Raw genomic sequence first — 15,058 nt, 5'->3', positions numbered from 1 at the left:
AAGTAACTTTTCGTGGCGGGCCGGTGAACCCTCGTCGCGGCCCAACGGCCTAGGTGTCGCACTCCAGCACCGTGTGGCACAGCCCGCAGCGGGCCCGGACCGGTCCACCGCCGGCGGGCAGTCGCAGCCGCTGCTCGCACACCGGGCACGGGAAGCTCACCCGCAACCCGCCCCCGACCTCCTCGAAGCGGTACGCCGCCCCGTGCCCCGGGGCGGCCGCCCCCGCCGCGCGGTCGCGGGCGTACCGCCGCCGCTCCGGGCGGCCCGCTGCCGCCAGGGGGGCCCGGCGCAGGTCCTGATCCGCCAGCGCGCGACCGCGCACGTACGCCTCGTAGGCCTGCGGGCTGGTGAACCACGTGGAGAGGTCCTCGCCGCCCAGGAGCCGGGCGCGCTTGGCGAGGACGTAGCCGAACTCCTCCGGCGTGAGGTAGCCGAGCTTCTGGTGGGTGAGCTCGTCCTCGCGGTAGGCGTCGAGCAGCAGCCAGCCGGCGCCGAGGAGGGTGGCGGCGGTGTCCGTGAGGATCTCGTCGGCCGCGGTGGTGGGGAACCGCAGGCCGAGGCGGTGCAGCAGGACGTGCGTCGCCTCGTGGGCGAGGGCCGCCGCCAGATCGCGGCGATGGATCCGGAACCGGTCGTTGACCTCGACGAAGTACTCGGGACCGGCGGTCAGTTCCACGGTGGCCGCCTCCTCCATCGCGCGGAAGCCCACCACCATGCGCGCATCGGGCAGCCGCAGTGCCCGGACCATCGCGGAAGCCACCTGGTGCGCGCCCAGGTACAGGTCGTCGGCGGGGCCGAAAGCGGCGTCGGCGGGGGCGAAGGAGGTGTCGTAGGAGCGGACCCCGTCGCCGGAGAGCCGCCGGAACAGCGCGGTGACGGCCCGGCGGACCGTGTCCAGATGCGGAAATCCGTGCTCGACCGGGCTGCTGTGCCTGCTCTTCTGCGTCATGGGGCCCCCTGCGCCGCGGATTGTCCGAAAAGGCGTTCTTGAAGCCGCTCGTGCGTGCGATGTGTCATGGACCCGTCATGCAGACGCTCATCGTACGGGCGCTCGCCGTACGGGCACCTGCCGTACGGGCACCCGCCCCGCAGACGTTCGTCGCGCACCCGATGACACGCAAGGCCCGACCCCCCACGAAAGGCAGCGTGCCGACTGTGTCCACCCTTGCCCGCACCTCCGTCCGATTCCTCAAGCGCACCCTCGCCGTGGGCGCCGTCGCCCTCGCGGCCATCAGCCTCCAGCCCGGCTCCGCCACCGCCTCCACGGCTCCCGTCGTCGGCGGAACGCGCGCCGCCCAGGGCGAGTTCCCCTTCATGGTCCGCCTCTCCATGGGCTGCGGCGGCGCCCTCTACACCCAGCAGATCGTCCTCACCGCGGCCCACTGCGTGGACGGCTCCGGGAACAACACCTCCATCACCGCCACCGCCGGAACCGTCGACCTCAACAGCTCCAGCGCCATCAAGGTCAAATCCACCAAGGTGCTCCAGGCCCCCGGCTACAACGGCACCGGCAAGGACTGGGCCCTCATCAAGCTCGCCAAGCCCATCAACCTGCCGACCCTCAAGATCGCCGACACCAAGGCCTACGACAACGGCACCTTCACCGTCGCCGGCTGGGGCGCCACCCGCGAGGGCGGCGGCCAGCAGCGCTACCTGATGAAGGCCACCGTCCCCTTCGTCTCCGACGCCTCCTGCCAGGCCTCCTACGGCAGCTCCCTCGTACCCGCCGAGGAAATCTGCGCCGGCTTCGCACAGGGCGGCGTCGACACCTGCCAGGGCGACTCGGGCGGCCCCATGTTCCGCCGGGACAGCGCGAACGCCTGGATCCAGGTCGGCATAGTCAGCTGGGGCGAGGGCTGCGCACGGCCCGACTACCCCGGCGTCTACACCGAGGTCTCCACCTTCGCCACGGCGATCAAGAACGCGGCCGCGACCCTCTGACCCTGCCGCTCCGCCGCTCGCCTCACCCTCCTCGTCCTTCCGGCCCATGCCCACGGGGCCGGAAGGACGAGGCATGATGCACCAAATGTACGTAAGGTCGTCCCTGATACCGCGAGGCTGGGACACCGCTGCCCCGGCCCCGCGGACCCCTGCCGGCGCTCCGCCGTGCGGTTGCGGGCCGAAGCCCGCGCGGTTCCCATGGGAAGACCCCTGGGGCGAACCCACCAGGTGGGCAGGCACAGTCAGCGGGCGACAGTGGGGCAGGCGGCGCATGACGATCAGAGTGATCATCGCGGACGACCAGGAGATGGTCAGGACCGGCTTCCGGATGATCCTCGAAAGCCAGCCGGACATCGAGGTGGTAGCGGACGTCGAAGACGGCGAAGCCGCCCTCGCGGCCGTCGCCCTGCACCGCCCCGACGTACTGCTCCTCGACATCCGCATGCCGCGCCTCGACGGGCTCGAAGTCACCCGCCGCCTCTCCGGCAGCGAACGCCCCCGCATCGTCATCGTCACCACCTTCGACCTCGACGAGTACGTCCACGCGGCGCTCCACGGCGGAGCGTCCGGCTTCCTCCTCAAGGACGCGAGCCCGGCCATGCTGGTTGAAGCGGTCCGGGCCGCGGCCGTCGGAGACTCCCTCGTCTCACCCGCCATCACCGTGCGCCTGCTCCGCGAAATGGCCCTGCGCACCCCCGCCTCCGTAGCCGCCCGCCGCCCGGCGGAACCCCTGACCGACCGGGAACGCGAAGTCGTACGCTGCCTCGCGCGCGGCCTGACCAACGCGGAGATCGCGGCCGAGCTCTACGTCTCCCTCTCCACGGTCAAGACCCACCTGGCCAACGTCCAGACCAAACTCGACGCCCGCAACCGCGTGGAAATCGCCGCCTGGGCCTGGGAAAGCGGCCTGGCAGGCACCCCGGCGTGAGGGGGGCGGACTTTGGCCGCCCTGCGGGGGAGACCCGGCCCGCAGGGCAAAATCAGCCTCGCCAGGGGGTCCCCCCGGACGGAGTCTGGGGGAGTTTGAGGCGCGGGGTCTGGGGCGGCGCCCCAGGAAGCCGACGAGCAGCGTCCTCCACGACGCCCGCCCCCACGGGCCCCGCCCCCACCGGCTCGTGCCTCGGTACCCGTACCCGCACTCGCACCCGTACCCACGCGACCGGCGAAGCCGGGGTCAACCCGTGAGCCCCCTGGGCCCATGGGCCCGCCGCCACCCCTACATCGCGGACTGGATCCGCATCATCCTCTCCGTCACCCTCCTCGCCCTCGTCAGCTTCGAGGGCGTCGTCCTGGCCCGACAGCCCAGCGCCCCCCACGCCGCCGTCTGGGCGTCCGGCATCCTCGTCTGCCTCAGCGCCGCGCCCTGGCCCGGCATGCCGCTGATCGTGCGCGCCTGGTTCGCCGCCGCCGTCACCTGGACCGTCACGCTCCTGCTGATCTTCGGCAACCACCCCCTCGTCGTCTGGGGCGGCGGCGAAGCCATCGCGCTCCTCGTCCTCCTCAGCCAGATCCTGCTCCGCGCCCCCGCCCGCACCGCCGCCGTGCTCGGCCCGATCCTCGGCCTCGGCTGCATGGCGGTGCCCGTCCGGGACGCCGATCCGGGCCGGTTCACGCTGCTCTTCTCCGTGCTCGCCGTCGTCGTCACCGCCTACTCGCTGCTCCTGCGCCTGCAGTCCGTGCAGCGCGTCCGCGAGCTGCGCGCCGTACGCAGCGCGGAGCGCCTGGAGCTGGCGCGCGAGCTCCACGACCTGGTCGCCCACCACGTGACCGGAATCGTCGTCGAGGCACGGGCGGCCCGGTTCACGAAGGTCTCCGCCGAACGCGCCGGCGAGATCTTCGGCCGCATCGAGGCCGCCGGGGACGAGGCCCTCGGCTCCATGCGCCGCCTCGTCAAGATCCTCCGCGAAGGCGCCGAGGACACCCCCACGGGCACCGGCACCGGCACGGGCACTGGCCCCGGCGCGGCCCCCGACACCGCGCCCGTCGCGGGCCTCCGCGAGATCCGCGGGCTGACGGAACGGTTCGCCGTCACCGGCCCGCCCGTGGTCCTCTACATCGAGGACGGCCTGGAGACCCGGCTCCCCGCCGACGTCGCCGCCACCGCCCACCGCATCGTCCTCGAAGCCCTCACCAACATCGGCAAGCACGCCGCGACCGCCACCGCCGTCCGGATCGGCCTGCGCACCGTCCCGGCCGGCCTGGAAGTCCGCATCGCCGACGACGGCGGCCGCCCCCTCAGGCTCTCCGAGAACGCCCGGGGCGGCGGCTACGGCCTCGTCGGCATGGCCGAACGGGCCGAGGCCCTCGGCGGCTCCCTCACCGCCGGCCCCGCCCCCGAAGGCGGCTGGCTCGTCACGGCGCTCCTGCCGCTCTAGTCGGTCCCTTCCGGATCTCGCCGGGTCCGCCCCGGGTCCGCCCCGGGTCCGCCCCGGCCCGGTCTCGGGGGATCCACGTGGGTTCGTACCCCTTGTCGTCTCACTGACCGACTGGCCGAGGAACCGCGGGCGTCCGCGACGTATTCTCGGGAACCATGAACAGCAGCGACATCGACGAGTCCGTCACCGCAGAGCTGGCCCGCCTGAGGGACAGCATCGACAACATCGACGCGGCCGTGGTGCACATGCTCGCCGAGCGCTTCAAGTGCACCCAGCAGGTCGGCCACCTCAAGGCCCGCCACCAGCTGCCCCCGGCCGACCCGGGCCGCGAGTCCAGCCAGATCGCCCGGCTGCGCCAGCTCGCCGAGAACGCCAAGCTCGACCCGGCCTTCGCCGAGAAGCTCCTCAACTTCATCATCGCCGAGGTCATCCGCCACCACGAGACGATCGCTGCGGGCGAAGAGTAGTTCTCTGGGGCCCGGCGCCGTTATCCGGCAGCATGGGCCCCATGTCCGCATTGACGCGCAATGAAGCGCAGCTCCGAGCCCAGCTCCTCGACGTCCGCCACTACGAGGTCGCCCTCGACCTCACCACCGGCGACGAGACCTTCGAGTCCCGCACCGTCATCCGGTTCGACGCCCGCACCGCCGGAGACACCTTCGTCGAGCTGAAACCGGACGAACTGCACTCCGTGGAACTCGACGGACAGCCCCTGGACCCCGCCGCCCTCACCGACGGCCGCCTCCCGCTCACCGGCCTCACCGAAGGCCCCCACGAGCTCCGCCTCGAAGCCCGCATGCGCTACTCCCGCACCGGCGAAGGCCTCCACCGCTTCACCGACCCCGCGGACGGGGAGACGTACGTCTACACCCAAATGTTCCTGGACGACGTCCAGCGGGTCTTCCCGGCCTTCGACCAGCCCGACCTGAAGGCCGTCTTCGAGTTCACCGTCACCGCCCCCGCCCAGTGGACCGTCCTCGCCAACGGCATCACCACGCGCATCGGCGACCAGAGCGAGGGTGACGGCGACGGCGCCGGCGACGGCCCGGGCATCTGGAAGTCCGCCCCCACCCCCGTCATCTCCACCTACCTCGCCGCCGTAGCCGCAGGCCCCTGGCACAGCATCCGCACCGAGCACGCCGGAATCCCCTTCGGCCTCCACTGCCGCCGCTCCCTCGCCCCGTACCTCGACGCGGACGCGGAGGAGATCCTCTCCCTCACCACCGACTGCTACGACCGCTTCCACGAGAAGTTCACCGAGCCCTACCCCTTCGACTCCTACGACCAGGCCTTCGTACCGGAGTTCAACGCGGGCGCCATGGAGAACCCGGGCCTGGTCACCTTCCGCGACGAGTACGTCTTCCGCTCCGCCGTCACCGACAACGAACGCCAGCGGCGCGCCGTGACCATCGCCCACGAGATGGCCCACATGTGGTTCGGCGACCTCGTCACCCTCAGCTGGTGGGACGACATCTGGCTCAACGAGTCCTTCGCCGAATACATGGGCTACCAGACCCTCGTCGAAGCCACCCGCTTCACCGAGCCCTGGACCGGATTCGCCATGGAACGCAAGCCCTGGGGCTACGACGCCGACCAGCGCCCCTCCACCCACCCCGTCGCCCCCGACGCGGCCTCCGTCCCCGACACCGCCTCCGCGCTCCTCAACTTCGACGGCATCTCCTACGCCAAGGGCGCCTCCGCGCTCCGCCAACTCGTCGCCTGGCTCGGCGAGAAGGACTTCCTGGCCGGCATCAACACCCACTTCGCCCGCCACAAGTTCGCCAACGCCTCCCTCGCCGAATTCGTCGACTCCCTCGCCGCCCACACCGACCGCGACGTCCACGCCTGGGCCGAAACCTGGCTCGGCAGCACCGGAGTCGACACCCTCGCACCGCGCATCGAGGAGAGCCGCGGCGGCTGGACCCTCACCGTCGAGCGCACCGGCAGCCGCACCCACCACCTCGCCGCCGGCCTCTACGACCGGGCCACCGACGGAGCCCTCGAACCCCGCGAGATCCTCGCCCTCGACGTCCCCTCCGAGGAGATCCTCTCCGTCAGCGGCCCCCGCCCCGCCCTCCTCGTCCTCAACGACGGCGACCTCACCTACGCCAAGGTCCGCCTCGACGACACCTCACTGGAAGCCGCCCTGCGCGGGATCTCCCGCATCCCCGACCCCCTCACCCGCGCCGTCGTCTGGAACTCCCTGCGCGACATGGTCCGCGACGGCGAACTCGCCGCCGCCGACTACCTGGCGACCGCCGAAGCCCACGTACCCGAGGAAACGAACCTGGAGATCGTCCAGAACGTACTCGGCTTCGCCCGCACCCAGATCGCCGACCGCTACCTCGCCCCCGAACACCGCACCGCAGCCCTCGCCACCCTCACCTCCGTCACCCGCGCCCTGCTGCGCCGCACCGAGGACGGCTCCGACCCCGGCCTGCGGCTCGTCGCCGTCCGCGCCTTCATCGACAGCGCCACCCAGCCCGACACCGTGGCCGCCTGGCTCGCCGAAGGCACCGTCCCCGGCGGCCCCGAACTCGACCCCGAGCTGCGCTGGCGCATCCTGGCCCGGCTGTCCGTCCTGGGCGCCGTCGCCGACGGGGACATCGACGAAGCCCTCGCCGCGGACCCCAGCGCCACCGGCCAGGAAGGCGCCGCCCGCTGCCGCGCCGCCCTGCCCACGCCCGGGGCGAAGGCCGCCGCCTGGGACCGGCTCTTCCACGACGACACCCTGTCCAACTACCTCTTCACCGCCACCGCCCGGGGCTTCTGGCAGCCCGAACAGGCCGACCTCGTACGGGACTACGTAGCCCGCTACTACCCCGAGGCCATCGCCGTCGGAGCCCGCCGCGGCCCGGCCATCGGCGAGGCCGCCGGCCGCTGGGCCTTCCCCGTCCACCACGCCGACGAGGCCAACCTCCAGGCCGGCCACGCCGCCCTGGAGGACCCGGAGATCATCCCGATGCTGCGCCGCGTGCTCGTCGACCAGCTCGACGACCTCACCCGCACCCTGCGGGTACGCGGGGCAGAGACGGCCTCGCCGGCCTAACGGATACAGCCGACGATCTGCACCGACACCTGGGCACTGGCCGTCAGGCCGCTGCCCGGATCGGTCGCGGTGAACACCAGCGGATACGTCCCGTCGGGCAGCAGCGGAACCAGGAAGCTGCCCGACGGGCCCGCCCCCACCGCCACCGGCCCGTTCGGGCCCTTCAGCTGCCAGGCCGTGTACTGCGGATCGGTGATGGCCCGGTCACCCGGCCGGGTCCGCGCCGAACCGGCGAAGTGCTCCTCGCAGCCGCGCCGCAGCTTCCCGCCGCCGGCCGGCTGCGCAATGGCCACCGCCGGTGGCTGCGGCTGCTGCGGGGCGCTCGTCGACGGCTGCGGGTTCCCGCCGTTGGTGGGCCGGCCGGGGGAGGCCCCGGGAGAGTTCGGCGTACCGGACGAGGGCGGGGCACTGCGCCCCGGGGACTGCGACGGCGACACGGACGGGGACACCGACGGAGACGCGGACGGGGACACCGAGGGGGACACCGACGCCGACGCCGCAACGGAAGGATCCACTGCCCCCGGCACCGAAGGCAGCTCGGGCCGCCCCACCGACGTCGGCGAGGGACCCTTCGAGGGCGAGGTGGCCTTCGCGTCGACCGTCGCGCACACCGCGCTGGCGATCATCGGCTGCGCGTCCGGCACCGGGGACGGACGCAGCTGCTGATCGTCCCCGCCGTGCGCCTGCGCGTCGAGGTAGACGTTGCCCGTCGAGGTCTCGGCGTCACTGTGCTCGATCCACGCCGAATCGTGGTAAAGCCCGCCACCCTTCTGCTGGTTCACCCCCGTGACGTGCCACTCCTTCACCCGGCTCCCCGACGGCGTACCCGCCACCGCGGGCCCGTCCGTCCCCGCGAACAGCCAGCCGTCCCCGAAATACCGCTGCGGGGCCTCCAGCGCCCCCACCTCGTTGGCCGCGAGGAAGTTGAAACCGCCCCCCAGCAGCAGCCGGTTCTTGGGACAGCCGACCGTCGCCTGTGCGCTGCCGCCCGCCGCGACCGCCACCTGGGACGTCACCACCGAGACGCTCTTCAGCTTCACGCAGACCGGCCGCACCCCCACCGCGAAGTTCGCCTGCGGCGGCTGAGGAGCCAGCAGCAGCGTCATCCGCAGCACGTCCGTGGAATCCTTCAGCGGGAACGAACGGGAGCTCAACTCCGTACCCGGATTCAGCCTCGCCACGAAATCACTCGCACCGGCAGCGGTACTCGTACCGGCACCGGCCGGGCCGGGTATCGCCGCCTGTGGTGTCAGCCGGTCCAGCGGAACAGGCGCCACCGGCCGCGCCGGCCGGACCCGGTCGGCCTTGAACTCGGCGCCCACCATCGTGAATCCGTCCGCGCAATGCGGCGTGGCCAGTGTCGTGGTCGGCGTCCCCGCGAACGGGCCCTCCGTCGTCGCGTCGTGAATGCCCCCCGGCCCGGCGAGCTTGTTCGACTTGTCCAGGAACGCGTACGCCGGCCACTGGAAATCGAGGTTGCCCTGCATCTCCGGCTTCGCGTTCACACACAGCGCGTACGAGGTCAACGTCGACGGAGCATCACCCGGATTGAACGCCGAAGCCAGCCACGCACCCCCGATGAAATGGCTGTTCGTCGCGAAACCAGACCCGGCGATCGCATACCCGCCGCCCAGCGCCGTCTCATGCGCCAGACACCCCGCGACCGTCAACTGCTCCCCGCCCGCCGGCACCGACACCGACGTACTGCGCTGGACCACCACCACCGGATCGGGCCCATGCGACGTCCACCACACACCCGCACCGGCCGCACCCGCAACCACCACGGCCCCCGCGGCGACCATCGCCACCGTCTTCCCGCCGACCGCACCGGCCACCTTCGCCAACACTCCGGATCCAGCCATCGGGTCCCCTCCCGCAGAGCACGCGCGCCCCGTGCCGAGGGCAATGTAATGCCACCGCGACCGACGTCCCAGAGCCCGGAAACCCAAGATTTCCCCATCCCGACCCGGCCACCCCCACCCCGCCACCGGCCGGCCCCACCCCGAACGGCCCTACCGGCCGGACAGCCGAAAACCGCCCCCGCCGCACCCCCGACGGTTACCCCATTCGGGTCTGATCGTTGTACCGCCCGGGTGCCCGGCCCCCTCGTCGGGGCAACGCCCGCCGACGATCCTTTCCCGTGAGGACACAACCGCATGACAGCGCCCCCCGGCACAGGCAGAGGCACCGCCCCGCTCGCCGGCGGAGCCCACGGCGCCGACGCCCTGCGACCCCTCCTCGACACCGTCCTCGACGCCCTGCGCACCGGAGCCCGCGCCCGCGGCGGACCGCTCCCCGCAGGCGGCCCCGACACGGTGGACGCACGGGTCCGAGCCGCACTGGGCGAGGTGCTCCCCGACCACGGACACGGCGACCACGAAGCCCTGCGCACCCTCGTCCACACCCTCGCCGCAGGCGCCGCCGACCCCGCCGACCCCCTGTGCGCCGCCCACCTGCACTGCCCGCCCCTCGCCGTCGCGGCCGCCGCCGACCTCGCCGCCAGCGCACTGAACCCCTCCCTCGACTCCTGGGACCAGGCCCCCGCCGCCTCCGCCATCGAAGCGCTCCTCACCCGGACCCTCGCCGCCGAGTTCTACGACACCCCGCACCCCGACGCGGTCCTCACCACCGGCGGCACCGAAGCCAACCAACTGGCCGTCCTCCTCGCCCGCGAACGCCACGGACCCGGCCTCACCGTCCTGCACGGCGCCAACGCCCACCACTCCGTCCCGCGCGCCGCCTGGCTCCTCGGCCTGCCCCCCGCCCGAGCCCTCCCCACCCCCAACGGCACCCTCGACCCCGCCACCCTCGCCGAGGCCCTCGCCGCCACCACCGGCCCCGTCCTCGTCACCGCCACCGCGGGCACCACCGACGCCGGCCTCATCGACCCCCTCGGCCCCCTCGCCGACCTCTGCGACCACCACCGCGCCGACCTCCACATCGACGCCGCATACGGCGGCCTCCTCGCCCTCAGCCCCCGCCACCGCCCCAAACTCGCAGGCCTCGACCGAGCCCGGTCGATCACCCTCGACCTCCACAAACTCGGCTGGCAACCCGTCGCCGCCGGACTCCTCACCGTCCCCGACAGCGCCCTCCTCGCCCCCCTCGCCCACCAGGCCGACTACCTCAACGCCGAAGACGACACCGAAGCCGGTCTACCCGACCTCCTCGGCCGCTCCCTGCGCACCACCCGCCGCGCAGACGCCTTCAAAATCGCCGCCACCCTGCGCTCCCTGGGCCGCGACGGCCTCACCCACCTCATCGACCGCACCTGCGCACTCGCCGAACACCTCGCCCGGCTCCTCGAAGCACACCCCGCCTTCGAACTCCACGCGGCGCCCACCATCAGCACCGTCCTGTTCCGGCCCACCCACGCCGACGACACCCGGCTCGCCGCCCTGCGCCGCACCCTCCTCCTCGACGGCACCGCCGTCCTGGGACGGGCCACCGCGGACGGCCGCCTGTGGCTCAAAGCCACCCTGCTCAACCCCCACACCACCGCAGGGGACCTGGACACCCTCGTGAACCTCCTGGAAGGCAGCACCCACCGATGACCGCCCAGCTCGATGCACCCCACGACCTCGTCGGAATCGGCATCGGCCCCTTCAACCTCTCCCTCGCCGCCCTCGCCCACGGCCTGCCCCACCAAGGCGCCGGCGAACTCGCCACCGCCTTCTACGACCAGCGCCGCGACTTCCGATGGCACCCCGGACTCCTCATCGACGGAGCCACCCTCCAAGTCCCCTTCCTCGCCGACCTCGTCACCCTCGCCGACCCGGCCAGCCCCTGGTCCTTCCTCAGCTACCTCAAGCACAAGGAACGACTCTTCCCCTTCTACTTCGCCGAGCGCTTCCACATCCAGCGCGCCGAATACGACGCCTACTGCCGCTGGGTCGCAGGCCGCCTCCCCGGACTCCACTTCGGCCACCAGGTCGACGCCGTCCGCTGGAACCCCGAACGCGACCTCTTCGAAGTCGACTTCACCCAACTCGACGCCGACGGAGAAGCCGAAGCCCTCGGCCGCACCTACACCCGCAACCTCGCCCTCGGCATCGGCACCGCCCCCTACGTCCCCGAACCGCTGCGCCCCCTCGCCGAAGCCCCCACCGTCCCGGTGATCCACTCCTCCGAGTACCTCGACAACCGCCAACGCATCCTCGGCGCGGACCACGTCACCGTGATCGGATCGGGCCAGTCCGGAGCCGAAGTCTTCCTCGACCTCCTGCGCGCCCGCCCCGCCGGCCGAGAGCGCCTCGCCTGGCTCGCCCGCACCCCCTCCTTCGCCCCCATGGAGTACTCCAAGCTCGGCCTGGAACACTTCACCCCCGACTACACCCGCTACTTCCACTCCCTGCCCGAACCGGTCCGCGACCGACTCGTCCCCGCCCAGTGGCAGCTCCACAAGGGCATCGACGCCGACACCATCGCCGCCATCCACGAGGAGCTCTACCGCCGCACCCTCGACGGAGGCTGGCCCGACGCCGTCCTGACCCCCGGAGTCAGCGTCCGCACCGCGGGCCGCGTCGCCACCACCAAGGTCGAACTCCACCTCGAACACGTGGACCAGGGCACCCGCTCCCGCCTCACCACCGACGCCGTCGTCCTCGCCACCGGCTACCGCGAACGGCCCCTCACCAGCCTCCTCGCAGGACTCGACCCCTACCTGCGCAAGGACTCCTCCGGCCGCCCCCGCATCGACGACCGCTACCGGATGATCCTCGACCCCACCGTCACCGGCAGCGTCTTCGTCCAGAACGGCGAACGCCACACCCACGGCGTCGGAGCCCCCGACCTCGGCCTCGCCGCCTGGCGCAGCGCCGCCATCCTGAACACCCTGACGGGCAAGGAGCCCTACCCGCAGCCCACCCGCACCGCCTTCACCACCTTCGGCCTCGAACAGCGGGACCACTCCCGCCCGCGGCCCGCGGGGGAACTGCTCCCACTGGTCGAGCACCCGTGAGAAGAAACGTTTAGAAGACCATCATCCGGAAGGCCTTCGTCCGGAAGATCAACGCTTAGAAGACCGGTACGCCGGCCCGGGTCAGACGCCAGTCCACGGACGCGAACTGCGCCGGGTCCACCGTCCCCTTCGCCTTCACCCACTGGATGATCGTGTTACGGATCTCCTCCGAATTGGCCCACAACTGCTTGGCCTGCGGCACGTGCGGGAAGTTCCCGCCACCAGAAGCCCGGTAGTTGTTCACGGCCAGCACGAACTGCGCCGCCGGATCCACCGGCTTGCCCTGGAAGGACAACCCCACGATCCGCGAACCCACCGGCGCGGACACGTCGATGTCGTACGCCAACCCGTACACCGCGTCGTAGTTGTAGTCCGGCGTGCTCTCGGAATTCGTCAACTTCGCCGGATCCACCACCTCGCCCGGCGCCGTCCGCACGTAGTACTTCGCCGAGTACTCCAGGTACGCCTTCATCTGCGCACCCGTCATCAGCCGTGCCTCCAGCGTGTTCTCGAACGGATACAGACCCGCCGCGTCCTTGATGGTCACCTGACCCGCCGGGATCGCCGCCGTCCGCGAGAAGCACGAAGCCTGCGACAGCACCGGCAGCGCCGCCCACTCCGTACCCGCCAGCGCCGACTTCACCGTCTCGGCCTGCACATGGCTGATCAGATCGATGATCGCCACGTCCTTGAACGGACCCTCCGCCGAGGACATCGCCTGCGTGGACGTACCGATCACCTGATTGACGTAACCCACCACCTTGCGGTGCTCGTCCGACAGCAGCCGCACTATCTTCGGGTCCTCCACCGCCGTATTCGAATTCAGCACCCGCGCCGACACCTTCGCCACCGACCAGCAGCCCTTCGCCCAGGTCAGCTCGAAGTCGAACAGCGTCAGCCGCTGCCCCCACTTCAGCGGCTCCGACAACACCACGTCCTTGCCGGTCGCCTTGTTCTTCACCCGGTACTCCGGGATCTCCGTGTGCGCGTGGCCCACGAGGATCGCGTCGATCCCCGGCACCTGCTCCGCCACCAGACCCGCAGCGTTCTCGATGTACGGCAACTGGTCACCGTACGAAGACGTACCGCTCGAACCCGAATGCGCCGACACGATCACCACATCCGCACCCAGCGACCGCAGCCGCGGCACGTACTTCGCCGCCTGCTCCTCAAGGCCCGGGAACGTCATCTTCCCCTGCACGTTCGCCTTGTCCCAGATCGCGATCCCCGGATTCGTCAGACCCAGCACCGCCACCTTCACATCCCGCCCGTGCGGAGTGCGCAGCCGGTGCATGCTGTACGGAGGGAACGCTGGCCGCAACGTCTTGGCATCCAGCGCATTCGCCCCCAGCAGCGGGAAATCACACTGCTCCTCGAACTTGCGCAGCACCGGAATGCCGTAGTTGAACTCGTGGTTCCCCAGCGCCGCAGCGTCGTACCCGATCGCATTCATCGCCTGCGCCATCGGATGCACCGGACCGCGCCGCGCGGTGATCGGATCCACCTTCGCGTAGTAGTACGACAACTGCGTGCCCTGAATGGTGTCACCGGCATCGATCAGCAGCGTATTGCGCCGCCCCTTCTCCGCCCGAACCTGATTCACCAACGTCGAGATCTTCGCCAGACCGACATCGTTGTGCGCCTTGTCGTCGAACTCCTTGTCCGTGAAGTAGTCCCAGTTGAAGACGTTCCCGTGCAGGTCCGTCGTCCCCATCACCGTGAACGCGTACGTCTTCGACCCCGCGGCCGAGGCCGCACCGACAGCCCCGTCAGCCGCGGCAGCCGGGGAGCTCGTGGCCCCCGCCAACGCCACAGCCGCACCCGTCGCAGCCGAAGTGCCCAGAAATGTCCTACGGTCGAACGCCATGCCATCTCCCCTTGTGAGGTACGTGAGTACAAGTAGGCAACGCGCGTAGATTCTGACGCAGCAGTAACAAGCCGCAACACCCCCCACAGGTTTCGATCCGATGACCACACCCGAACGAGCGGCAGTGCGAGAGTGAATCCATGACCCAGGACGCATCGCACCAGCCCTACGGAACCCCCGAAGTCCCCCGCGTCGCAGTCCGCGGCGAAGCCACCCTCGAAGTCGACCCCGAGATCGCCCGCATCGGCATCACCGTCAGCGCCCGCGGCACCGACCGGCGCACCGCCCTCGAAGACCTCACCCGCCGCAACAACGCCGTCCTCGACCTCGTCAAAAGCTACGGCGACCCCGTCGAAAAACTCGAGACCGGCGCCTTCTCCATCACCCCCGAACTCGCCCGACACGGCCGCGGCGAACGCATCCGCGCCTACCACGGACGCGTCCACCTCACCGCCGAACTCAACGACTTCACCACCCTCGGCGAACTCACCACCCGCCTCGCCGACCTCGAACTCACCCAAGTCGACGGCCCCTGGTGGGCCCTGCGCCCCACCTCACCCGCCCACGGCGAAGCCCGCCGCCAAGCCGTACTCGAAGCCGTCCAGCGCGCCCGCGAATACGCCGCCGCCCTCGGAGCCAACCTCGCCGCCCTCGTCGAACTCGCCGACCTCGGAGCCGAGAACGCCCCCGCCCCCTTCCGGGCGAGCGCCCCCGGAGCCGGCATGCGCTCCATGGCCTTCAACGCCGCCGAAGACACCACCCCCGCACTCGACCTGGAACCCCAGCGCCAGACCGTCTACGCGCAGGTGAACGCCCGCTTCACCATGACCCCTCCCCAGCTCTGAAAACCCCCTTCCGGGACGCAC

The 15,058-nt window shown here is 71.4% G+C and carries 11 protein-coding genes; 8 read left to right on the top strand and 3 right to left on the bottom strand.

Annotation, left to right across the window (positions count from 1 at the left end):
* Nucleotides 1-49: 49 nt before the first annotated feature.
* Entirely contained in the window at nt 50-949 is a 900-nt protein-coding gene (locus OG490_RS09630; RefSeq protein ID WP_330295860.1) for a hypothetical protein, read from the bottom strand.
* Between the two features lie 161 nt (nt 950-1,110).
* On the opposite strand from OG490_RS09630, the gene OG490_RS09625 reads away from it, so the two are divergent.
* From OG490_RS09625 to pepN, 5 genes are all read left to right on the top strand, one after another.
* Nucleotides 1,111-1,941 (top strand): serine protease, encoded by an 831-nt coding sequence (locus OG490_RS09625; protein ID WP_443065942.1) that lies wholly within the window; start codon nt 1,111-1,113, stop codon nt 1,939-1,941.
* A gap of 271 nt (nt 1,942-2,212) precedes the next feature.
* A complete protein-coding gene (locus tag OG490_RS09620; protein WP_330295859.1) occupies nt 2,213-2,869 on the top strand; it encodes a response regulator transcription factor in 657 nt (218 codons plus the stop codon).
* Between the two features lie 253 nt (nt 2,870-3,122).
* Nucleotides 3,123-4,316, top strand: a complete 1,194-nt coding sequence (locus OG490_RS09615) for a sensor histidine kinase (RefSeq protein ID WP_330295858.1) — start codon at nt 3,123-3,125, stop codon at nt 4,314-4,316.
* Nucleotides 4,317-4,471: 155 nt separating this feature from the next.
* Nucleotides 4,472-4,783, top strand: coding sequence for a chorismate mutase (locus tag OG490_RS09610; RefSeq protein WP_330295857.1), 312 nt, complete (start codon nt 4,472-4,474; stop codon nt 4,781-4,783).
* A gap of 41 nt (nt 4,784-4,824) precedes the next feature.
* Entirely contained in the window at nt 4,825-7,365 is a 2,541-nt protein-coding gene (gene pepN, locus OG490_RS09605) for an aminopeptidase N (RefSeq protein ID WP_330295856.1), read from the top strand.
* On the opposite strand, the gene OG490_RS09600 is transcribed toward pepN, so the two are convergent.
* Nucleotides 7,362-9,227 (bottom strand): hypothetical protein, encoded by a 1,866-nt coding sequence (locus tag OG490_RS09600; protein WP_330295855.1) that lies wholly within the window; start codon nt 9,225-9,227, stop codon nt 7,362-7,364. The two genes, pepN and OG490_RS09600, sit on opposite strands and share 4 nt — an antisense overlap.
* A gap of 294 nt (nt 9,228-9,521) precedes the next feature.
* Here OG490_RS09600 and OG490_RS09595 point away from each other — a divergent pair, with 294 nt between their 5' ends.
* Entirely contained in the window at nt 9,522-10,919 is a 1,398-nt protein-coding gene (locus OG490_RS09595; RefSeq protein ID WP_330295854.1) for a pyridoxal phosphate-dependent decarboxylase family protein, read from the top strand.
* A complete protein-coding gene (locus tag OG490_RS09590; RefSeq protein WP_330295853.1) occupies nt 10,916-12,325 on the top strand; it encodes a lysine N(6)-hydroxylase/L-ornithine N(5)-oxygenase family protein in 1,410 nt (469 codons plus the stop codon). The genes OG490_RS09595 and OG490_RS09590 overlap by 4 nt, the downstream gene beginning before the upstream one ends.
* Before the next feature lie 55 nt (nt 12,326-12,380).
* Here OG490_RS09590 and OG490_RS09585 read toward each other — a convergent pair whose 3' ends face one another.
* Nucleotides 12,381-14,192: a bifunctional metallophosphatase/5'-nucleotidase gene (locus OG490_RS09585; protein WP_330295852.1), complete on the bottom strand. Its 1,812-nt coding sequence runs from the start codon at nt 14,190-14,192 to the stop codon at nt 12,381-12,383.
* Nucleotides 14,193-14,332: 140 nt separating this feature from the next.
* Between OG490_RS09585 and OG490_RS09580 the strand changes: the two genes are divergently transcribed.
* Nucleotides 14,333-15,037 carry an SIMPL domain-containing protein gene (locus tag OG490_RS09580; RefSeq protein ID WP_330295851.1) on the top strand — a complete coding sequence of 235 codons (705 nt, stop codon included), beginning with the start codon at nt 14,333-14,335 and terminating at the stop codon, nt 15,035-15,037.
* The last annotated feature ends 21 nt before the right edge of the window (nt 15,038-15,058 follow it).

This window comes from Streptomyces sp. NBC_00503, from assembly GCF_036346895.1.
Classification (GTDB): Bacteria; Actinomycetota; Actinomycetes; order Streptomycetales; family Streptomycetaceae; genus Streptomyces.
Note: the sequence above shows the minus strand (reverse complement) of the source record. Positions and strands in the feature narration are given on the sequence as shown.

What these genes read in the sequence shown, in the direction of transcription:
- OG490_RS09595 (WP_330295854.1), top strand. Translation starts at nt 9,522, where the DNA reads ATGACAGCGCCCCCCGGCACAGGCAGAGGCACCGCCCCGCTCGCCGGC.
- OG490_RS09630 (WP_330295860.1), bottom strand. Translation starts at nt 949, where the DNA reads ATGACGCAGAAGAGCAGGCACAGCAGCCCGGTCGAGCACGGATTTCCG.
- OG490_RS09585 (WP_330295852.1), bottom strand. Translation starts at nt 14,192, where the DNA reads ATGGCGTTCGACCGTAGGACATTTCTGGGCACTTCGGCTGCGACGGGT.
- OG490_RS09600 (WP_330295855.1), bottom strand. Translation starts at nt 9,227, where the DNA reads ATGGCTGGATCCGGAGTGTTGGCGAAGGTGGCCGGTGCGGTCGGCGGG.
- pepN (WP_330295856.1), top strand. Translation starts at nt 4,825, where the DNA reads ATGTCCGCATTGACGCGCAATGAAGCGCAGCTCCGAGCCCAGCTCCTC.
- OG490_RS09625 (WP_443065942.1), top strand. Translation starts at nt 1,111, where the DNA reads ATGACACGCAAGGCCCGACCCCCCACGAAAGGCAGCGTGCCGACTGTG.
- OG490_RS09590 (WP_330295853.1), top strand. Translation starts at nt 10,916, where the DNA reads ATGACCGCCCAGCTCGATGCACCCCACGACCTCGTCGGAATCGGCATC.
- OG490_RS09580 (WP_330295851.1), top strand. Translation starts at nt 14,333, where the DNA reads ATGACCCAGGACGCATCGCACCAGCCCTACGGAACCCCCGAAGTCCCC.
- OG490_RS09610 (WP_330295857.1), top strand. Translation starts at nt 4,472, where the DNA reads ATGAACAGCAGCGACATCGACGAGTCCGTCACCGCAGAGCTGGCCCGC.
- OG490_RS09620 (WP_330295859.1), top strand. Translation starts at nt 2,213, where the DNA reads ATGACGATCAGAGTGATCATCGCGGACGACCAGGAGATGGTCAGGACC.